The organism is Proteus vulgaris, from assembly GCF_023100685.1.
Taxonomy (GTDB): Bacteria; Pseudomonadota; Gammaproteobacteria; order Enterobacterales; family Enterobacteriaceae; genus Proteus.
The window spans coordinates 1,787,307-1,807,130 of sequence record NZ_CP090064.1; the positions used below are offsets into that span (position 1 = coordinate 1,787,307).

At 32.7% G+C, this 19,824-nt stretch carries 21 protein-coding genes; 11 read left to right on the top strand and 10 right to left on the bottom strand.

Features of this window, described 5'->3' with window-relative positions; genetic code table 11:
• Window positions 1-172: 172 nt before the first annotated feature.
• On the bottom strand, window positions 173-931 hold the full coding sequence (locus tag LW139_RS08690; RefSeq protein WP_247851070.1) for a hypothetical protein: 759 nt from the start codon (window positions 929-931) through the stop codon (window positions 173-175).
• Window positions 932-1,292: 361 nt separating this feature from the next.
• Between LW139_RS08690 and LW139_RS08695 the strand changes: the two genes are divergently transcribed.
• The 4 genes from LW139_RS08695 (at window position 1,293) to LW139_RS08710 (ending at window position 3,952) form a co-directional block, all read left to right on the top strand.
• Window positions 1,293-1,490, top strand: coding sequence for a ParD-like family protein (locus LW139_RS08695; protein WP_036937502.1), 198 nt, complete (start codon window positions 1,293-1,295; stop codon window positions 1,488-1,490).
• A gap of 12 nt (window positions 1,491-1,502) precedes the next feature.
• On the top strand, window positions 1,503-2,279 hold the full coding sequence (map, locus tag LW139_RS08700) for a type I methionyl aminopeptidase (protein WP_109408627.1): 777 nt from the start codon (window positions 1,503-1,505) through the stop codon (window positions 2,277-2,279).
• A 277-nt stretch (window positions 2,280-2,556) separates the two neighbouring features.
• Window positions 2,557-2,901: an antiterminator Q family protein gene (locus tag LW139_RS08705; protein ID WP_166541404.1), complete on the top strand. Its 345-nt coding sequence runs from the start codon at window positions 2,557-2,559 to the stop codon at window positions 2,899-2,901.
• A gap of 187 nt (window positions 2,902-3,088) precedes the next feature.
• The gene (locus LW139_RS08710) at window positions 3,089-3,952 is read left to right on the top strand and encodes a lipase family alpha/beta hydrolase (protein ID WP_166541403.1); all 864 of its coding nucleotides are present in this window, start codon (window positions 3,089-3,091) and stop codon (window positions 3,950-3,952) included.
• An 86-nt stretch (window positions 3,953-4,038) separates the two neighbouring features.
• On the opposite strand, the gene LW139_RS08715 is transcribed toward LW139_RS08710, so the two are convergent.
• Window positions 4,039-4,473 carry a hypothetical protein gene (locus LW139_RS08715; protein ID WP_109408630.1) on the bottom strand — a complete coding sequence of 145 codons (435 nt, stop codon included), beginning with the start codon at window positions 4,471-4,473 and terminating at the stop codon, window positions 4,039-4,041.
• 300 nt (window positions 4,474-4,773) lie between these two features.
• On the opposite strand from LW139_RS08715, the gene LW139_RS08720 reads away from it, so the two are divergent.
• A complete protein-coding gene (locus LW139_RS08720) occupies window positions 4,774-5,511 on the top strand; it encodes a phosphatase (protein ID WP_227336784.1) in 738 nt (245 codons plus the stop codon).
• 66 nt (window positions 5,512-5,577) lie between these two features.
• Here LW139_RS08720 and LW139_RS08725 read toward each other — a convergent pair whose 3' ends face one another.
• The 5 genes from LW139_RS08725 to LW139_RS08745 all read right to left on the bottom strand — a co-directional run bounded on the left by LW139_RS08725 (window position 5,578) and on the right by LW139_RS08745 (window position 10,657).
• Complete coding sequence (locus tag LW139_RS08725) at window positions 5,578-7,176, bottom strand: methyl-accepting chemotaxis protein (RefSeq protein ID WP_166541400.1); 1,599 nt, start codon at window positions 7,174-7,176, stop codon at window positions 5,578-5,580.
• A 696-nt stretch (window positions 7,177-7,872) separates the two neighbouring features.
• Entirely contained in the window at window positions 7,873-8,472 is a 600-nt protein-coding gene (gene nqrE / locus LW139_RS08730; protein WP_247851071.1) for an NADH:ubiquinone reductase (Na(+)-transporting) subunit E, read from the bottom strand.
• A gap of 329 nt (window positions 8,473-8,801) precedes the next feature.
• Window positions 8,802-9,353 carry a class IV adenylate cyclase gene (cyaB, locus tag LW139_RS08735; protein WP_166541399.1) on the bottom strand — a complete coding sequence of 184 codons (552 nt, stop codon included), beginning with the start codon at window positions 9,351-9,353 and terminating at the stop codon, window positions 8,802-8,804.
• Window positions 9,354-9,531: 178 nt separating this feature from the next.
• A complete protein-coding gene (locus tag LW139_RS08740; protein ID WP_166541398.1) occupies window positions 9,532-9,912 on the bottom strand; it encodes a DUF2628 domain-containing protein in 381 nt (126 codons plus the stop codon).
• Between the two features lie 310 nt (window positions 9,913-10,222).
• Window positions 10,223-10,657, bottom strand: a complete 435-nt coding sequence (locus LW139_RS08745; protein WP_109408635.1) for a universal stress protein — start codon at window positions 10,655-10,657, stop codon at window positions 10,223-10,225.
• Window positions 10,658-11,358: 701 nt separating this feature from the next.
• On the opposite strand from LW139_RS08745, the gene ftnA reads away from it, so the two are divergent.
• The 4 genes from ftnA to LW139_RS08765 all read left to right on the top strand — a co-directional run bounded on the left by ftnA (window position 11,359) and on the right by LW139_RS08765 (window position 13,973).
• Window positions 11,359-11,862, top strand: a complete 504-nt coding sequence (gene ftnA / locus LW139_RS08750) for a non-heme ferritin (protein WP_072070414.1) — start codon at window positions 11,359-11,361, stop codon at window positions 11,860-11,862.
• Between the two features lie 433 nt (window positions 11,863-12,295).
• On the top strand, window positions 12,296-12,688 hold the full coding sequence (copC, locus tag LW139_RS08755; protein ID WP_166541397.1) for a copper homeostasis periplasmic binding protein CopC: 393 nt from the start codon (window positions 12,296-12,298) through the stop codon (window positions 12,686-12,688).
• Window positions 12,688-13,584 carry a copper homeostasis membrane protein CopD gene (gene copD, locus LW139_RS08760; RefSeq protein WP_247851072.1) on the top strand — a complete coding sequence of 299 codons (897 nt, stop codon included), beginning with the start codon at window positions 12,688-12,690 and terminating at the stop codon, window positions 13,582-13,584. The genes copC and copD overlap by 1 nt, the downstream gene beginning before the upstream one ends.
• Window positions 13,585-13,631: 47 nt before the next feature.
• Entirely contained in the window at window positions 13,632-13,973 is a 342-nt protein-coding gene (locus tag LW139_RS08765) for a YebY family protein (RefSeq protein ID WP_109408638.1), read from the top strand.
• Window positions 13,974-14,277: 304 nt separating this feature from the next.
• Here LW139_RS08765 and LW139_RS08770 read toward each other — a convergent pair whose 3' ends face one another.
• The 3 genes from LW139_RS08770 to yebS form a co-directional block, all read right to left on the bottom strand.
• A complete protein-coding gene (locus LW139_RS08770) occupies window positions 14,278-14,520 on the bottom strand; it encodes a DUF1480 family protein (protein WP_072070409.1) in 243 nt (80 codons plus the stop codon).
• A 210-nt stretch (window positions 14,521-14,730) separates the two neighbouring features.
• A complete protein-coding gene (locus tag LW139_RS08775) occupies window positions 14,731-17,049 on the bottom strand; it encodes a PqiB family protein (RefSeq protein ID WP_247851073.1) in 2,319 nt (772 codons plus the stop codon).
• The gene (yebS, locus tag LW139_RS08780) at window positions 16,991-18,259 is read right to left on the bottom strand and encodes a membrane integrity lipid transport subunit YebS (RefSeq protein WP_109408640.1); all 1,269 of its coding nucleotides are present in this window, start codon (window positions 18,257-18,259) and stop codon (window positions 16,991-16,993) included. The genes LW139_RS08775 and yebS overlap by 59 nt, the downstream gene beginning before the upstream one ends.
• Before the next feature lie 266 nt (window positions 18,260-18,525).
• On the opposite strand from yebS, the gene LW139_RS08785 reads away from it, so the two are divergent.
• Both LW139_RS08785 and proQ read left to right on the top strand, forming a co-directional pair.
• On the top strand, window positions 18,526-19,023 hold the full coding sequence (locus LW139_RS08785) for a GAF domain-containing protein (RefSeq protein ID WP_115349612.1): 498 nt from the start codon (window positions 18,526-18,528) through the stop codon (window positions 19,021-19,023).
• 95 nt (window positions 19,024-19,118) lie between these two features.
• Complete coding sequence (gene proQ / locus LW139_RS08790; RefSeq protein WP_166541393.1) at window positions 19,119-19,811, top strand: RNA chaperone ProQ; 693 nt, start codon at window positions 19,119-19,121, stop codon at window positions 19,809-19,811.
• Window positions 19,812-19,824 lie beyond the last annotated feature (13 nt).

The following is a 19,824-nucleotide window of genomic DNA, read 5'->3' on the forward strand; positions in this document are numbered from 1 at the left end:
ATGAGGTTTTTTTGAAGGGATAGAGAGAATGAGAATAGTGAAAATGTAGTAATAAAAGATAAACTCTAGGAATAATAACATAAAAAAATAAAAATTATAATTAATATTTTCTAAATAAAAAATAGTGTAACTAAATACACTATTTTTTATAAGAGATAATTAATGGTTAATATTAGGGAATACAAGGATCTGGTGCATAGTTGTTATCCTTTGGAAAAGGATTAGGTAAATAGCTGCATTTTTTCATTATCTTTTCTGGTCCCTCTTCTGATTCGAAAAGAGCAACACCTATTACGCCTATATTTCTTTTATCACCTTGTACATTATAATTTACATACCCTTCATCTGGTAAACTGAAGCGAAATGCAGCGACTTGTTGGTCATTTTTCCTAAATCCTTCAATAAATAAAGTTTCTCCAGATCTTAATAAGTAACCTCTATTTTCGTATGAGCCTACTGTACCGCTAATAACATCTAATCCATCAACAGTAATGATTGCTTCATATATTTTTCTTGAACTGGTGTTATGTAAGAAAATAATATAACGTTCATTCTCTTTACCATATAATAAATATTGATTATTTTGTGAATAATAGAGAGGAATTATATTTCTAGATTCAGTCAGGATAGATATCTGTACGGGACTCTCTTTAATACGTGTAATTTTTGAGTAAGAATTAGCGGGAACTCCGCTCTGATAATATATTGATGTTGTTTGTGAAGGTGTTTGTGATAATCGATGGGCCTCAATGCTCTGAGTTACAGATAATAAGTTTTCTCCCCATTTTGTTGAGAGTGCTTTATTTTCAGTTTGTTCATTAGCGACACTTAAACTTGTGGGATAATTTCTCTCAATTGTTGTGCAACCTGAGATTAATATTAAAAGACTGCTTAATAGCGAAAGTAAGGTAATTTTTTTGAATGGATTCATATTATTGCTTTCCTTAGTATTTATACGAAATTCGGTTCTAAGTTTTATTAATATTAAACTAACGCTTGTTTTCTAATTTGTCTCTCAGCTAATTCTGAGGATAATGCACTTAAAAATAAATATCTTTAATTTAAGATAACAAGAAATAAAATATCAAAAACCATTGAGCATTTTGGAATAAATGTATTGAAATATAAAAAAAGTAAAAAATACGACCTTTTGTTTTGGTTGTTATTTACTCTTATTTTTTTATTTGAGCATTTTATGCCTATGGCAGCACTAAATAGCAATTGAAAGCATCGGTAATTGATTCTACTATAGAACGTATATGTTTTATTATGATCTGTATATAAGGATTGGCGTGGGTATTGTAAAAATCTCTGATGAGTTACATGAGTATTTAAGAAAGGCAAGCAATGTAATGTCTCGCTCGGTTAATGCTCAGGCTGAATTTTGGATAAAAATTGGTATCCAAGCAGAGTTAAATCCAGACAAAACGTTCCCAATGATTATTAACGAAATGCTGGAAAAAGAAGCTATCAAGCAACAAGCAGAATAAGAGGAAAGGAATATGGATAAAATAACAATCAAAACGTCTGATGAAATTGAATTAATGCGCGAATCTGGACGTTTATTAGCACAAGTTTTTACAATGCTTGATGACTTTATTGTACCAGGTGTTTCTACATTAGAAATCAATGATAAAGTGGAAGACTTTATTATTAATGAACTCCACTCAAGACCAGCGAGTAAAGGCCAGTATGGTTACGAGTATGTGTTAAATACGTCAATTAATGAAGTTGTCTGTCATGGTGTACCAAAATCGGATGAACGACTGAAAAGTAAAGATATTATTAATGTTGATATCACATTAGAAAAGAATGGATTTATTGCCGACTCTAGTAAAATGTATATTATGCCAGAGGCATCTCCTATTGCGCGCAAATTAGCTAAAACAACATATCAAGCAATGTGGGAAGGTATTAAAGAAGTTAAACCGGGAGCAACATTAGGTGATATTGGCCATGCTATTCAAAGCTTTGCACAAAGCCATGGATATAGTGTTGTAAGAGAATATTGCGGACATGGCATTGGTAGAGAAATGCATGAAGCACCACAAGTCTTACATTATGGTATTAAGGGGCAAGGTATTGAATTGAAAGAAGGCATGACTTTTACGATTGAACCAATGATTAATCAGGGTGGTGCTAAAATAAAAACTAAAAAAGATGGTTGGACTGTGGTAACGAGAGATAAAAAATTATCGGCACAGTCGGAACATACAATTTTGGTTACTTCAAATGGATACGAAGTACTGACTTTACGACCTGAAGAAACATTACCGTAATCGCTGATATTTCATATGGCTGGCTATTTTAAGAAAAACACAGAATAAAATTCTTTATAACTTAAAGATAATCCGATTCTTAATTAAAATAGCTAAGTCATATTTAGATTTTTCATATCCTCTCATAGTTTCAACATTCAATTTCATCGCTTTATTAAATCCAGTTGTAAATTAAACTTTTGTCATTATATTTATAATACCTATTAATAATTAGATAGGTGTTTTTAAATGATTGCTGGATGCGATTATCACCATATGAAAAAATAAGGATGTTAATATGAGGAATATTTCAAAAATACTTGAAGAGTGGGGAGCATGGGTTGCTAATGATCATATTGCTGTTTACTTTTTAAATAAAAACAAAAAAGAAATTATCCCGGAAAAAATAAAGCAACGAAAACAATGTTCTCATCATAAAGCAAATATAATCAATGATTTAATGAAAAGGCTTATGAAGTATAATACAGAAGATTATCAATTACTTATTAATTATTATGTTTTTGGAAAAACTTTTATTGAGCTTGCAAAACATGAAAAATGTTCAGATACATATATTGGGAAAAAGTTAAAAAAAGCAGAAGGTTTGATAGAAGGTATGTTGATTTTTTCAGATGATGATTAAAAAATATAAAATTTATAAAAATAAGGCTTTACGATCGTAAATTTTAGATTATTCTAATAATCACTTATGACAAATGAAGTGTCAAAATATGATGTCATATTATAAATATTGTATTTTACCGATTGTTGTAAGTATTGCTAATAGGATGTTTAGCAATTAATTAACTTAACCCCAAGGAGTGGAAAATATGTCAACTACATATCCAATTATTTTAGTTCATGGTTTATCTGGTTTTGATGATATCGTCGGTTACCCTTACTTTTATGGTATCGCGGATGCATTAGAAAAGGATGGTCATAAAGTTTTTACAGCATCTCTTTCTGCATTTAATTCTAATGAAGTTCGTGGTGAACAACTTTGGGAATTTGTGCAAAAAGTTCTTAAAGAAACGAAAGCAAAAAAAGTCAATTTAATTGGTCATAGCCAAGGCCCATTAGCTTGTCGTTATGTTGCTGCAAAACATGCTAAAAGTATTGCTTCTGTTACTTCTGTTAATGGTGTAAATCATGGTTCAGAAATTGCAGATTTAGTACGACGCATTATGCGCAAGGATAGTGTGCCAGAATATATTGCTGATGCAGTCATGAAAGCTATTGGCACTATTATTTCTACATTCTCTGGTAATCGTGGCAATCCCCAAGATGCTATCGCTGCATTAGAAGCATTAACAACTGAAAATGTAACTGAATTTAATAAGAATTATCCACAAGGGCTACCTGAAGTTCGTGGTGGTGAAGGTAAAGAAATCGTTAATGGCGTGCATTACTACTCATTTGGTAGTTATATTCAAGGACTAATTGCGGGTGAAAAAGGTAATTTACTGGATCCGACTCATGCCGCAATGCGTGTATTAAGTGCTTTTTTCATTGAGCGCCAAAATGATGGCTTAGTTGGTCGAACGAGTATGCGGTTAGGCAAATTAATTAAGGATGATTATGCTGAAGATCACATTGATATGGTTAACCAAGTTGCAGGATTAGTAGGACGAGGTGAAGATATTATTGCGATTTATACTAATCATGCCAAATTTTTAGCAAGCAAAAAGTTATAATATCTAATAACAAGATTTGTGGATTATAAAATAATATAAACTAATGGCTCTAATTTTTATTAGAGCCATTTTTATCTTTAGTATTATCAGTTTGTGTCTTTATAAACGCTAACAGAAATCCCATAACCTAATAAATAAAGAGCTTGTTCTAAGCTATCAACTTTTGATGATTGATTAATTTCAAGTAGACGTTCTATTTGTGCGCTAGTTAAATTCATTTTTCTTGCAAGGTCTGATTTTTTTGTTTTAGTTTCTAGCATGGCATTATGAAGCGCGATTTTCAAACAGCTGATGAGTGGTAAGTAAACAATAAAATCGCCTGGTTGTGCTTTTGATGGAGCAGGAATAGGCATTTTACTTGAAAGAAACTCCTCAAGGCCAACATGCAAAATATCAGAGGCTTCTAGCTCAATATCATCTTCCGTGTAAGCAACAGCGTGTATATTATCAAAATCACGATAAGTAATTTCGTAGGTTTCACTTTCTTCATCAAAATGAGCGACTGCGGGATAGTTGAACATAATTAGCCTTTGTAAAGTTAAAATGAAAAAGCATTATACAATGTATTTTCAGAATTATTGTGTATAGTACTAAAGTGAAACATTAATTATCTAATTGATATTAAATAATATGTTGAAGATTAAAGCATATTTATTGAAGTTTATCTTCATTTCTTACTAATGTAAGAAAAAATAGACATAGCAGCTTATAAGCTATTTCATATTTTTGTTATTGTAGCCCATCGATTTTAGGTAGATCTTATATTTGAAGAAGAACCATCTTACAGATGATCATAGCGCTTTTTTATGAAGGAATTATTTATGTATCCCGTTGATTTACATGCTCATACAATTGCCAGTACACATGCTTACAGTACGGTGAGTGAATATTTTCAGCAAGCTAAAAAGCAGGGAATTAAATTATTTGCAATTACTGATCATGGTCCTGATATGGATGATGCTCCTCATGAATGGCATTTTTCTAATTTACCAGTGATCCCCCGTATGATTGATGGTGTTGGGATCCTTTATGGTATTGAAGCAAATATTAAAAATATTAAAGGCGAAACGGACTGCAGTGAAAAAATGAGTAAGAAATTAGATATAGTGCTTGCTGGTTTTCACGATCCAGTTATGAGTTCATTGGGTATTGTGGATAATACAAAGGCTTTAATTGCGACAATAACAAGTGGCGTTGTTCAAATGATAACTCATCCTGGAAATCCTAAATACCCCATTGATATTGCCGAAGTTGCCAAAGTGGCTGCGGCTAGTAACGTTGCTTTAGAAATGAATAATTCATCATTTATTCATTCTAGAGTAGGGAGTGAGAAAAACTGCATAGATATAGCTAAAGCAGTTCGTGATGCAGGTGGATTGATTGCACTAGGATCTGACTCTCATATTGCTTTATCATTAGGAAAATTTGATCGAGTATTAGAAGTATTAACTCAAATAGATTTTCCCGAAGAACGTATATTAAATACGTCCCCAAGAAAAGTTTTAGATTTTTTAAAATCACATGGGAAGAAAGAGATCTCTGAATTTAGCCATTTTTGATACTTTAATATATGAACAATAGAAAGCTATCTTAGGATAACTTTCTATTGAATTAGTTAGCATTTTTTATTGATGAAAAACAGTTAACTCTTGTTTTAATTGGTTTGATTGTGTCTGTAGGGAATCTAGTGAATTAACTAGCTCCCTTGTCATTGTGGCATTAGCTTGTGTTGTTTGATCTAATTGGTTTATAGCATCTTCAATTTGAGCAATACCATTACTTTGTTCATTAGTTGAGATAGAAATATCGTGGATCATTTCATTGATATTTTCAGTATGTTTAGAAATATCCACCATATTATCGTTTGCGTCAGCGGCTAATTGAAAACATTGGTTTATTTTTTTACTTGAATTTGCAACAAGTACTTTTATCTCTTTTGATGCTAAATTACAGCTAATGGATAATTCACGGACTTCTTTTGCAACCACCGCAAATCCCTTACCATGTTCACCTACTCTAGCGGCTTCCACAGCGGCATTTAACGCTAACAAATTAGTTTGAAAGGCAATATTGTCAATTGTTGATGTAATATCATTAATTTGCTCAGAGAAAGAGACGACTTCATGCATATTTTCAACTACGTTAGCTAACATTTCATTACTTTGATGGATCATAGAATCTGTTTTAGTCACAAGTTCACATGATGCTTGGGTATTTTCTGCATGCTGTTTTGAGGTAACACTTAGTTGTCTTATCCCTGCGGATGTTTCAAGTACAGCTGCTGATTGTTGTTCAACGCGAATAGCAAGATTATTGTTCATAACAGAAATATCATTTAATTCTGAATTGATAAGGCCTGAACTGCTATTAATGTTATTAACTATCTGCTTTATTTGATCTCGCATTTTTTCAATATTTTTAGTGAGGATGTTTATTTCAAATAGACCTTTTGTCGTGACATTAGTGGCTAACTCACCATTACTGATATCTTCAATATTCTTCATAATGGCATTTAGAGGTGAAATAAAATTTTTTCGTAATACGACTTGGACTAAAAAAGAAAAAATAACAATGAGGATTGTAATTACAATTAAACTATAAATGATCCTATCATACAGTAACTCACCTTCATTTAATGATGCAGTGTAATGGCTTTGTAGCTGTTGATGATAGTTGATGTATGCTTGTTCAAAATTATCTTGGTAGGTTTGTGTCGGTTGATTTAAATACTCGTATGTTTTTCCTTGTTCTAAGAAGGCTAAAAATTCAATTAATGCAGCATTAAGTTCAGTATACTTTTGTTCTAATTGCTGAATATAGCTTTCATTCTTAATATTATGAGGAATATTTTTAAAACTACTCCAAGCATTTTCAACACTTTGAAGTTTTTCTTTAGTTTGTTGTAATAAAGATGAAATATCAGTATTTGCGGTGGCCATTTTATTAATAATTAATAAATGTCGAGAGCTTGCTCTATTTAAGGTATTACGAGTTTGTAGCAGATTTTCCCAGGTGTTACTTAGTAGTGATTGTTCAATGTAGATATTGTTTAGTGTGTTTAAGTTTCTCTTGTAATCATTTACAGATGAAAGAAATAAAACAGAGGCTAAACCAAGAAGTAAAATCAAGGAGCCGGTTATAAGCCAAACTAAGGTGGTTGTTTTTAAATTCGACATATTAAAAGAGACGTTTGGCAAATAACGTTGTTTGAAGTTCTTAAACATGAATAGTTATTTCCTTTTTTATAAAAATACAACTGTGCAATTTATTGATTTTTAAGTTTTATTTTTACTTCCTGTAACTGGTATAGACAAAAAATGACTAAAAACGAGTAAAGTTATGTTTTTAGAACACTCTTTGATTTAATGCCATATATCCTTTTGATTTTTTCAAATACTAAAAAAGAGTATCGGCATTTTATAAATATTCTTTATGGTTATTTATTGTTCTTATTAATAAATTTTTCAAATGAATTCCTTGGTGATGTAACGTGTTGATTTTCATTAAATTTAATTTAAGACTTAAAATTTGAAAAAGTAAAAAGATGACATAAAAAATGTTGTTTTTAATAACTAATTGATAACCTGTTGATTTGTTATTAATTTAATGTGAATTGATAGTTTGTAATTTAAACAATTAGATTTTAATAATGTAAGTGATTCTATTTATAAAATAAAAAAATACTTATGATATAAAGAGCAATAAATAAAATTAGTTTTTCTTTTATTACAAGCATAAATAAGAAGTATTTATGTGATTGTGCGAGTTAAAATAAGTAAGAGGAAATAGGGGGGTTAGGAAGAAAATAGATAAAAATACTATAAACGAAAAATGTGAGCTTTCCGTTTATAGTTTATGTTGTTTTTTCAATAAAATTTATGATGTATGAAAATTTGAATTAAATGATATTAAATGTTTTTTTAAAGTGAAATACCGGAAAATGACATAAAACCTAATGACATTAATCCTACAGTGATAAAGGTGATACCTAATCCTCTTAATCCTTTAGGAATATCTGAATATTTCATTTTTTCTCGTAGGCCAGATAGAGCGACAATTGCTAGTAACCAGCCTACGCCACAACCTGCACCGTATATAACTGATTCTGAAAATGTATAATCACGCTCAACCATAAAAATGGTGGCACCAAAGATAGCGCAATGAATAGTTAATAAAGGCAAAAAAATCCCTAATGAATGGTAAAGTGAAGGGATAAATTTATCTAAAAACATTTCTAATATTTGAACTAATGCGGCTAAAACACCAATAAAAGTAATATATCTTAGAAAACTAAGATCGATACCTTTCACTAAAACATCTTTTTTTAAGATAAAATTATAAATTAAGTTATTGATTGGAGTAGCAATAATAAGTAAAACAGTGACCGTGAGTCCTAGTTTTAATGATGTTTTCACTTCTTTTGAAACAGCAAGGAAAGTACACATTCCCAAAAAGAAACTTAATGCCATATTCTCAATAAAAGTTGCCTTAATGAAGATATTAAGGTAATTTTCAAGCATAACCCCTCCTATTAGTATATTTTTTTATTAATTCTAATAAAAACATAGCATTAATATAAGTGGTATTGCAAAAATATCTTTTAAATCGGATCTGAATAGCATTATTAGCCTAAATCTGAATGTTATTAAAGAGAAAAAAAAGAAAAAATTTAAGAAGCTCTCCAAAAAAATAGTATTCAAGTTTAAACTTGTATCAAGGGAGGTTTTTTCTATTTTTTACTACGTGGGGTAAATAATCTTGGGAAAGATAAAACACCGATATTTAGGATAAGGTTATAATGTCGGTGTTTGAACAAGTGATAGAAAGAATATCTTTAATTTAAATTAGGTTATCTTTTTAAGCTATTTAACATAAGTTTTTTATAGTTATTTTTTTCAAGATGTTTTTCTGTAAGCCCAAACTGTGCTGCTAAATTTTGTAATTGTTTCGTATAGAGAGGCAGTTGACTTTGATCGTCAGTCATAATAGCGAATTCTGCAAATGAACCTAGATTATCTAATTTATCAATGGTGATATGAAACTCGTCTAAAAAATAGATTTCTCTTGATTTGGTATAATTGAGAATACAATGGTAGCCTAGTGTGATAAACATGGAGACTGTTTTTTCTGCATCTTCTATGCGTACTGCTTCACATTGTGATAAATCAGGGCCTTTAACGATAAGAAGGTTTATGCCTGAAGGTAACATTTTTCTTATACACAAGCTTATGTTTGATGTCGGGAACTTGAGATTAGAATGTTCCATATACCAATCTGTTTCTTGGTTATTAGGCGTAAATAAGATTGCACCAGCTTTTTCTAATGCTGCAATAAATTTTTCTGGATTTTGAAGGTGATATTTTAGTTCTGCTTCAAATTTACCTTGAAAATGATTCGACATGATTTTTTCCCTGATTTCTAGTTAACGCATTATAGCATTGACTAGAATTTTCTCTGGTTAGGAAAATGAATCTTTATGACAAAAGTAGAAGGTACTGTAGTGTTGTTAGTAAAAAGGATTTGAGGAATATAAAAACTAAAGAGGTAATTACCCCTTTGATATTATTGTAGAAAAACTATTATAGAACCCCATCAAAAGGATTCCAGCTTTGATCATTCTTGGTTTCTTTTAAATAATAAGCATAGTTAGCTGTTATTGCCCATAAAATATTAATGGCAATACCGACAGCATTGATTACACCATTATTGACAGGGAAGAAACCGATAATAGTAAAAATAGCAATGTTAATGGCAAGTAATGTTAATGCTTTACGCCATAAACCTAAAATAAGAAAATAAATAAAACCAAAGAAAAAGGCCCAGATATTCATTCCAATGAGAATACGTTTACCAAAGGATAGTTCTTTATAAGCCGCTTTAAATTCAGGAGTTTTAGGTGAGCCATATTTATCAAAAAATGAAAAACGCTCTTGCCATTTTTCAGAGTACTCGTTATTCATGTTAATTCCTTTTACCGATATTGATTACATTTGGTTTTCATAGAAAGAAAAGTATCTTTACATAAATTCACATGATCAACAATATAAAAGTATTAATAGGTTGTTAATATATTTATATATTAATCATTAATACACCTTTTTCTTCTTGTTTTTTAATAATTATCTTATTGTTTAAAGATATATTATTAATAATTACTCTCAAAAATAAGAATGATAAAATAAAATATTATTTTCACTTCATTTTACGGAATAAAGAATAAGAAATCTGGTTTATGACTTGTACCAGATTTCTTATAAGGGAATAAAGTAATTAACGGACAACTAATACTGATGATTCAGCATAGCTAACAACAGAAGATGCAGTAGAGCCGAGGAGGTAAGTTTTCATGCCGGGGTTACGAGAACCGATGACAATCAACTCGGCTTGAATTTTTTTCGCTGTTTCTAAAATTTTATCGCGTGGATTACCAATGGAAATATAAAACTGAGAAGTACTGTTAGAAATCTCAACATGCGATAAATTTTCTTTTAACGTAGATAACGCAATTTCAATACGTTGTTTGTCACTTGCGAGTCGGTCTTGGCCTGCAAATGCAAACCCAACAAAAGATTCATAACTTGGGATCACAGATAAAAAATGAATATTCAGTTTGTCAGCGACAGACAATGCTTTTAGATGAGAAACAACCTTGTCTAATAAACCAAGCTCTGTAAAATCAACGGGTACTAACACTGTTTTTGTCATAGTGGCTCCTAATTAACCTTTATTATGATTAGGGCTTTAATACTAATTTTTTGTACATACAAATATGAGTTACCTACTAATCTTATCAGCCAAAATCAAAAACTGTATAAAAATTAGAAATATTTTTATTTTTTGAGAGTTGTGTGTTTTTTTTACATGCAAAAAATGAAAAAAATCGTAGTAATTTAAGAGGAAGGGACACAATGGAGTAAACTAGAAATAATTGCTGATAAAATAGGTTAATTAACAGGTGATAATAAAGTTTTTTTACAATCGTATTAAAATAGATATATAAAAGAAGAGTGGCTATAAATAGATGTATATATAGAGATGTAAATAAAGTAAAGAATTAAAAGTAGAAGATAATAATTAAATTTTAGTACTTTGTTTATATTTTATAAAAGTTAAATGCTTTAATTGGCTAAAAATAATTAAATTAACCTTATTAATTTAATTTTAAACAATAACCAATTATTACAATGTGTTACGGTAGTGTTGGGTTTTTTTGTTGCCAATGATAATAAGTAGCATTTAACTTTTGTTAAAATAACAAAGTTATATTGCAAATGAGATTGGTTTTTATTTTTGTTACGCATTAACTAATTAAAAAAATAAACAAACTCTATTTAAATAAGTATATTTTTATTTTTAATTGTGCATAATATCTCTAATGTTAATTTTCATCGCAAAGGACGTAAAATATGTTACATCAAGATATGATTAATAAATTGAATGAACAGCTAAATTTAGAGTTTTATTCAGCAAATCTTTATTTACAAATGAGTGCTTGGTGCGACGATAAAGGATTTGATGGTGCAGCTAAGTTTTTAAAAGCACATTCTCGTGAAGAAATGGAGCATATGCATCGCTTATTTGATTATTTAAGTGATACAGGTGCGATGCCTTTACTTGGTGCAATTGAAGCGCCACCATCAGAGTTTTCATCACTCTCTGAATTGTTCGATAAAACTTACGAGCATGAAAAACATATTACAGCTGAAATTAATAAATTAGCTCATGTAGCAATGACCACTCAAGATTATTCAACCTTTAACTTCTTACAATGGTATGTTGCAGAGCAGCATGAAGAAGAAAAATTATTTAAATCAATCTTAGATAAATTAGCAATGGTTGGTGATAGTGGTAAAGCTTTATTCTTGTTAGATAAAGATCTGAATACATTATCAACATCTGCACATGTCTAATTATTCATAAAGCTTCAGATAATAAGTTAATAAATGAATCATTACGCCCTGCTATAAGTGAATAGTAGGGCGCTTTTTTATTCTTCTATCATTACCTCTCTTTCTATTCATGCCTTTTATCTCTTCCTTTACTAGCACTGTCTATTTTTTATCCTGAATGTGTTGTTGGATGTTATTTATACAGGATGTTTATTTTACGTTTAACTTAATTTGGTTATGTATTGAACTGTTTAGACTGTCAATGTGGGTATTATATTTTTTTGAAGTGTAAAAATGGGTGATATTTGAAACAGAAACTGCTCTAAATAACATATATTTTGAGTGCTAGTTCACAACCTTTTATTTCTAATAAGAAGAAGCGAAGATCTTGACGTAAATTTGCTATAAAATATTTCCATAAATAAAAAAATCACCTGTAATTTAAGAGGTTATTATGTCATTAAATACACTTAAGACATCTTGGGGTAAATTATCAGCCATTGCGGTTTTATTCCTAGGTATGTCGTATCAACAAGCATTAGCTCATGCACATTTAAAATCACAGTTACCTGCTGAAGGCGCGGCTATTGAGCAGTCACAAGCACCTAAAGTTATCACACTAGATTTTTCTGAAGGCATTGAACTTGCTTTTAGTAAAATTAAAGTATCAAATGCTGAAGGTAAAGAAATCACAGTAGGAAAACTGAGTTTAGATCCTGTTAACAACACTAAATTATTATTACCTTTAGAAAGTGATCTGGCTGAAGGCAATTATTTAGTTGATTGGAATGTGGTTTCTGTTGATGGGCACAAGACAAAAGGTTCTTATCAATTTAGTGTAAAATAATGACACCTGAAGACGTTTATATTTTATGCCGTTTCTTTCATTTTGTGGCAGTCATGTTTATGTTCGGACTGAGCTTCTCGGCTGCCATTCTTGCAAAAGATAAGTTTGTTCCTCTTATTCAAGTCCGTTTACGCCCTGCATTAGCCATCAGTACTATTACAGTCTTTATTACGACTTATCTATGGATGGCTGTACAATCTGGCATTATGGGTGATGGGTGGGAGGATGCTTGGTCACTTGAAATATGGAAAGCGGTATTAGGTACTTCATTTGGTCAGGTTTGGCAATGGCAGTTGATATTAGCAACTCTTGCTTTATCTGTATTATTTATACACCAACGCTATATTCGTAATTTTTCTTTATTAATAATTGCGTCAATTATGTTGATCCTACATGCGTCTATCGGACATGGTGCTATGTTTACAGGATCAGAAGCAACCTTTTATAAAGTTAATCAAAGTATTCATCTTATTAGTGCCGCGTATTGGTTTGGTGGTTTATGGCCATTTGTTGCTTGTTTACAATTTTTGCGTAATAAAGATGAGCTTGCAGAAGGGATGATCAAGCCAATTATTGGCACAATGAAGAGATTTTCATTATTTGGTCATGTTGCTGTTTTATTAGTTACCATCACGGGTGTTATTAGTGCTGTTATGCTCATTCCAGGGTGGCCAGCAATACACTTATCATCAGAATATCAAAGCATGTTATGGCTTAAAATCAGCTTAGTTATGCTAATGCTAGGTTTGGCTGTAATTAATCGTTATGTTTTGGTGCCTCATATTCGTAAGAAAAATAATTTTCAGTGGTTGCTAATTAATAGCTGGTTTGAACTATTACTTGGAACTATGGTTATTTTTACTGTTGCCATCTTTGCGATTAACTCACCTGTATAGATTGTTATATAATCGTAAAAATCTAATTTATTAAGTGAGATATAAACATGAAACGTTTTATATTAGCGGGAATGTTAATGCTTTTCTCTTTTCAAGCATTTTCTGCTCCAATTTCCACTGTAAGTAAGCTTCAATTTGGTGATGATTGGCCATTTACACGAGAAGAGGTAATGCTTAATTGCCGTGCTGATGGCGCTTGGTTTGTGATTAATCCAGCAACATTAGTTCAGTATCCACTTAATGAAATTGCTATGAAACAGATGGAAAGTGGAAAAGTTAAGGCGCAGCTAATCGATATTATTTTACTTCCAGATCCTAATTCTCCTGAAAAGAAAAAATCAGTAGAAGCTATTCAAGGTGCATTTAAAGCACTTTGCGAAAGTAATTAATCAAGTGATTAATAATTGAAAGTGGAATTTTTTATTTCTATTTTATTGATTTAATAAATAAATTTCACTTGAGATTAATTTTTGAATAGAAAAGAGTGTGCGATTGATTTGTTTACTGGATATTTACATATTGTTAGCTAATATTTAACAGTAGGTTGTGAAATAGAAAGGTCTGAGTGAGTCCTCGATTTTTTTGTTTACGCAGTAATCAGTAATTACTTTTTAGCGCACGGCTCGCAATGAGCCTTTTCCCTAAGCCAGATAAATGATTTATCTGGCTTTTTTTATGTTGCTTTAACATCTCTTATGCCACTTTTAAGATCCAATGGTGGTTTTCTTTGTCATAAGCATGGCGATAAAGCAGAATATTTTTATCTTTCAATTGAGCCGGAATGCTCGTGTTTTCATCCCATCCATCTAGTTGCATGCAAAACTCTGTATCATAATCACATGGAATATGAATATAAGTTAATTGATTATCAGAAGAGTGTTTCAAAGTAATATCTTCAATTTCATAGCAAGCAATTTTTAACGTTGTTTTCTTCATATTATTACTCCTGCTTAGGCGATGTTTTGTTGTGTTCCGTTATGTTTTGTTGGTGGCATTTATTCTGAATAATGCTTTTCGACCAAACAAAATTAAGCATAGTATAAATGGAATTCATTTCCAAAATATATTTCACAAATAAAAAAAGCGGATCATTTTTTGTGATCCGCTTTAAATAACTAGTAGGAAATAAGGGGGAATTATCTTATTTTATGGCTTTGGTATCGCAGTTCCCCATTCATCCCAATCTTTAGGCTCTTTTGCATTTAAAATGAAATTCTGTTCCTGTTTCGCTTTTGATTGTAGTGGCGTGGAAGGTGGCGTTGCAAATGTAATACCTCCACGTATAAATTGTTTAAATGTCCCACTTCGTATAACGCCACCCGTTAAACCAAAGGAGAAGTTATATCCAGAAGAGAGCCAGAATTCGGTATTATTTCTAACAAGGTATTGATATTTTTTACTAATTCGAATGTGAATTAAGACTCTATCAGACATGTTTCCTAACTCAAGTCCCGTCACAGCACCAACTTCAAGACCTCGATAATAAATAGGCGTACCAATTTGTACTGAGCCAGCTTCTGTGGCATTTAAGACAAGATTTAACCCATCAAGATAGCGAGAGTCTGTAATGTTAGATGTTTGAAGTTCAAATTGACGATAAACACCACCATTACCAGGTTCTGCTTTAATGTATGGCTGAATTAGGGAGTCTAGGTTATCTAATCCTGATGCTGTTAGCTCTGGTGTGACAACAGCAAAGCGACTACCTGATCTTGCAAATGTTTTTACATAATCAGGGTAGAGTACTGCCGAAACCGTCACAGCTTTTCTATCTGGCGAGAGGATCAGTGATTCAACCTGACCAATATCAATGCCTAAATAACGAATAGGCATGCCTTCAGAAAGCTTACTAGCATCGTAAGTTTTTAAAATGATTTGAGCACCAATAGCCCTAGCACTGGTTTCTGATGAATAGAGTTTGTAACGTGAGGCGTTATTGTTGATATTTTCAAAGTTATCGAAGCTAATAGCACCTTTTAAGGCTCTATTTAATGGTGTCGCTTCAACGGTTAATCCTGAACCATTGACGGAAACTTTTGCCGCACCTTCAGTCCAGAAAACACTTTTTTCAGTAAGAAGGTGGCGATATTGTTTGGAAATATAAACATCAATATCAAACTCATCAATTAATGGTCTGACATCAGTGATTTCACCAACCTGAAATTGATGGTAAAGCACGACAGAGCCTTTTTGAATACCCGGAAGGCTGGAGGCTTTTAACGTTAATGTCACTGGTAATTCATTACCATTGATGCTTGCTTTAGCAAAAAAATCATTGCGATACAGACGGTACTGCTCTTTAGGGGTACCTTTGTTACCTTGAATAAGATGAATACCGCCTTCAAGCCATTCTTGAGGAGAAGCACCTTGAATATCAATACCATTTAAGCCCATATTGACGTTTATTCGGCTATTGGCAACAAACTTGCTGTCCTCATAAATATAATGTTTATATTCAGGGGCGATAATAACATCGAAGATAACACCATCATCACTTATATTACGTTGTATGACTTGGCCAATAGTTATGCCTCTAAAGAGAATAGGTTGTCCTGCATCGACGCCCCAACTTTCTTCACTAGTTAGAGAAAGAATTAATCCATCTTCACCATATATTGCTTTACCCGCCTCAACAGAGGTAGCCGATTGTAAAACAAACTGCTGGTTTTCTTGTGCTGGTTGACTGTTTTCTGGGGAGTCAAAAGCTATCGCACCGTTAATTAAAGCAGAAACACTTTCCATTTTAACGGACACGCCACTTTTTAAATTAAAATTACCTTGGAATCCAGATACATTCCAAAAATGGCTGTCTTGACGAATTAAATGTGAATATTGTTTATCAATACTTAATTCAATAAAAACGCCTTGGTTGTCAGGGCGAATTGCGTAGCTATAAACTTTCCCTACGGGAACTTGGCGGTAATAAACTTGAGAGTCAACATTGAGTGATCCCAGTTTATCTGCAGTTAAGGTAATTAATTGCTGGTTTTTATCAATATTTGCTTGAGGGCGAACTTCTTGAGCAATAAATTTAAACTGCTTTTCACCATCACCAGGTAGCATACTGATGTAGTTACCACCTACTAAAGCATCTAGCCCTGATACACCTGATAGGCTCGCTTTAGGTGTAACAAGCCAAAATTGCGTATTTTTCCGTAATGCAGAAGCAAGATTTTTTCGTACATCAGCTGTCACAATAACTCTGCGTAAGTCATCGCTTAAGGTGATATCTTTAACTATTCCTACATCAACGCCTTGATAGCGGATTGGTGTTCTACCAGAGACAATCCCTGAAGCAGATTGAAAATCAATCGTAATTTGTACGCCTTTATCTTGCCAATGTTGGAAAAGCAACCAACTTGCAATAAAAATGGCGATAACAGGGAGTAGCCAAAATGTCGAAATTCTACGCTTGCGGCGTATTTGGGCTTGTGTTTCCTGAGCGTCGTTTTCTTCGTGTTGCATAAGTATCCCATAGTAAACGACTATCCAACCATTCAACGGCAAGGATAGTAAGAATAACCGCAGTACCAAAATAAAAAGCTGCTGGGCCCATTGTGAACGTCATCAGTTGATCTCGATTAATTAATGACATCATCAGTGCGATCACAAAGAGATCAAGCATGGACCATCGTCCTATCCAAGAGACAAAACGGTATAATTTCATACGTAATAGAGGGTGAATGTGAGAATCAAAATGAATACTCAACAATAGACCCAACATAATAATAATTTTGAAAAAAGGCACAAAAATACTGGCAATAAAAACGATAATAGCAATAGGGGTATTACCTGAATTTACCAAGGCAATGACGCCAGAAAAAATGGTATCTTCGGTGCGTTGGCCATTTAAATAAAAAATAGAAATAGGTAATAAATTTGCAGGTAATAATAAAATAATCGCTGCAATTAATGCTGCCCATGTTTTCTGCAAACTCATTGGTTGTCTTGGGGTGTAGCAAGATTTACAACGTGGGCAATGTGTTGAAGGCATTTTTTTAAAATGATAATGGCAAGCATGGCATGTTGCTGGGCTTCGTTGGATCTCTTTTTGTGGATAAAATTGTTGCCAAAGTTGGTCCATATTAATATTAATCAGCATCAATAAGCTTAGTAGCATTAAAGAAACAAAAGCAATTAACCCATTGCCAATATAAACCGTGGCATAATCACCTAATTTTATTGTTGCAACACCCAGCCCAATCAAATAAACATCTAGCATTACCCATTCTTTTAATTTGCCAAGCATTAAAAGTACTGGACGTAAATTTAAACGTAAACGCGCGCCTAAATGAAGATACAAAATAGCAATAGGGAGACTAAGTGGGGCGGCGACAGCACAAAAGAGAACCATAGTTGCAGTAAGAGGAGAGCCTTGCTCTGACATCATACGAATACCATCAAGCACGTTGGCGGTTATCATTGTGCCCAATAAATGGATTTTGATTAATGGTTGAGTAAATGCAATAGATGCCAAGATTAGCATTGTAATCGACAAAATAAGTAAGCGAGTTAGTGACCAGTCTCGATAAGAGGCAAGTTTAGCTTGGCAACGTGGACAGTACGCATCTTCTCCACGCTTAAGCGCAAGGGGAAGAGCCACAAGATGGTCACATTCTTGGCAGCGTATTGATTTTATTTTGTTAATTGCGATATTGTTCTCAGTGTTGCTCATTAATTCGCCTAAGTTAGCTTTCTTAAGAGTTATCGTTTGATTAAGCTAAAAAAAAGTACCTATACTCAATGGTTCACAAGTTACCATTTTTATTATATTTATGCCTTTCATTTTACAATAATAAGAGTCTGATTTTTTTTGTAGATGTTAAGGAAGTTTTATCGTTTTTTTACCCAATTCTTGAAAATGGAGTATTCAACCTCAAGATAAAATAGGCTAAATTACGAGTATGTTATCTATTTTAGTTATGTAAATAGGGTTTAATGATGCCAAATTCGCTTTTTTATCAGGAACTCACTGATAATTTGTCAGCCTTGTTGTCTGGTGAAAATGATCTTATCGCATCACTTGCTAATACCAGCGCACTTCTTTTCGAGAAGTTAGATACGATAAATTGGGTTGGGTTTTATCTTAATGATGGTGATTCATTAGTTCTTGGTCCATTTCAAGGTAAAATTGCTTGTGTCAGGATAGGTTTTGGAAAAGGAGTTTGCGGAACTGCATACTCCGAAAACAGAATTTTAAGAGTGGATGACGTTCATCAATTTAGTGGACATATTGCTTGTGACAGTGCAAGTCAGTCTGAAATTGTTCTACCTCTAGAGGTGAATGGACAAATTATAGGCGTTCTCGATATTGATAGCCCTATTTTTAATCGTTTTGATAAAAAAGATGAAAATGGGCTTAAAGCGTTGTGTGACGTGCTCTGCGAGCATTTAAAAACTTGTCATACAGCAAAATATTGTGAATTTTGTGTAAGTTAACAGGCGTTTGCCATAGAAATTGTTGGCAACACTATTATAATGTCGCTTGTTCATGCCTGCGCTGGTTGGCAAAACCGTTGTAATCAGGAAATTTCATGGAAAATCAACCTAAGTTGAATAGTAGTAAAGAAATCATCGCTTTTTTAGCTGAACGTTTCCCTAAGTGTTTTATTGCTGAGGGCGAAGCTCGCCCTTTGAAAGTTGGCATTTTTCAAGATCTTGTTGAAGCTCTAAAAGATGAAGCTGAATTAAGCAAAACACAGTTACGTTCCGCATTACGCTTATATACCTCAAGTTGGCGCTACCTTTATGGAGTTAAAGAAGGGGCAAAACGTGTCGATTTGGATGGTAATGACTGCGGCGAACTGGAAGCTGAGCATATTGAACATGCTCGTACACAATTAGCAGAAGCCAAGGCGCGCGTTCAAGCTCAAAGAGCTGAACAACGTGCTAAAAAGCGCGAAGCTGAAGGTGATAAGGAGACCAGTAAACGTCCGGCAGCGAAAAAGCCAAATAATACGCGTCGTCAGACACCTAAAGAAGGTGAAAAACGGCAGCCTCGTCCTCAAAAAGCGGCTCAAGCTCCTCGTAAAGCACCACGCCAAAATACTGAAAAGTTAATTCCAGTAACAGACACATCAGTTCTTACTGTTGGTCAATCGCTGAAAGTTAACGTCGGTAGTAGCGTGATGAATGCGACAGTGCTAGAGATAGCAAAAGAGGGTGTACGTGTACAATTGCCTAACGGTTTGGCAATGAATGTACGCACGGAACATTTAAAGTTCTGATACGGAGGCCAAC

Bases quoted from the DNA above. Each gene is read 5' to 3' on its own strand.
- copC (WP_166541397.1), top strand. From the start codon at position 12,296: ATGTCATTAAATACACTTAAGACATCTTGGGGTAAATTATCAGCCATT.
- LW139_RS08710 (WP_166541403.1), top strand. From the start codon at position 3,089: ATGTCAACTACATATCCAATTATTTTAGTTCATGGTTTATCTGGTTTT.
- LW139_RS08690 (WP_247851070.1), bottom strand. From the start codon at position 931: ATGAATCCATTCAAAAAAATTACCTTACTTTCGCTATTAAGCAGTCTT.
- copD (WP_247851072.1), top strand. From the start codon at position 12,688: ATGACACCTGAAGACGTTTATATTTTATGCCGTTTCTTTCATTTTGTG.
- LW139_RS08785 (WP_115349612.1), top strand. From the start codon at position 18,526: ATGCCAAATTCGCTTTTTTATCAGGAACTCACTGATAATTTGTCAGCC.
- LW139_RS08715 (WP_109408630.1), bottom strand. From the start codon at position 4,473: ATGTTCAACTATCCCGCAGTCGCTCATTTTGATGAAGAAAGTGAAACC.
- cyaB (WP_166541399.1), bottom strand. From the start codon at position 9,353: ATGTCGAATCATTTTCAAGGTAAATTTGAAGCAGAACTAAAATATCAC.
- LW139_RS08725 (WP_166541400.1), bottom strand. From the start codon at position 7,176: ATGTTTAAGAACTTCAAACAACGTTATTTGCCAAACGTCTCTTTTAAT.
- LW139_RS08770 (WP_072070409.1), bottom strand. From the start codon at position 14,520: ATGAAGAAAACAACGTTAAAAATTGCTTGCTATGAAATTGAAGATATT.
- LW139_RS08765 (WP_109408638.1), top strand. From the start codon at position 13,632: ATGAAACGTTTTATATTAGCGGGAATGTTAATGCTTTTCTCTTTTCAA.
- LW139_RS08705 (WP_166541404.1), top strand. From the start codon at position 2,557: ATGAGGAATATTTCAAAAATACTTGAAGAGTGGGGAGCATGGGTTGCT.
- LW139_RS08745 (WP_109408635.1), bottom strand. From the start codon at position 10,657: ATGACAAAAACAGTGTTAGTACCCGTTGATTTTACAGAGCTTGGTTTA.
- map (WP_109408627.1), top strand. From the start codon at position 1,503: ATGGATAAAATAACAATCAAAACGTCTGATGAAATTGAATTAATGCGC.
- ftnA (WP_072070414.1), top strand. From the start codon at position 11,359: ATGTTACATCAAGATATGATTAATAAATTGAATGAACAGCTAAATTTA.
- nqrE (WP_247851071.1), bottom strand. From the start codon at position 8,472: ATGCTTGAAAATTACCTTAATATCTTCATTAAGGCAACTTTTATTGAG.
- LW139_RS08720 (WP_227336784.1), top strand. From the start codon at position 4,774: ATGTATCCCGTTGATTTACATGCTCATACAATTGCCAGTACACATGCT.
- proQ (WP_166541393.1), top strand. From the start codon at position 19,119: ATGGAAAATCAACCTAAGTTGAATAGTAGTAAAGAAATCATCGCTTTT.
- LW139_RS08740 (WP_166541398.1), bottom strand. From the start codon at position 9,912: ATGAATAACGAGTACTCTGAAAAATGGCAAGAGCGTTTTTCATTTTTT.
- LW139_RS08775 (WP_247851073.1), bottom strand. From the start codon at position 17,049: ATGCAACACGAAGAAAACGACGCTCAGGAAACACAAGCCCAAATACGC.
- yebS (WP_109408640.1), bottom strand. From the start codon at position 18,259: ATGAGCAACACTGAGAACAATATCGCAATTAACAAAATAAAATCAATA.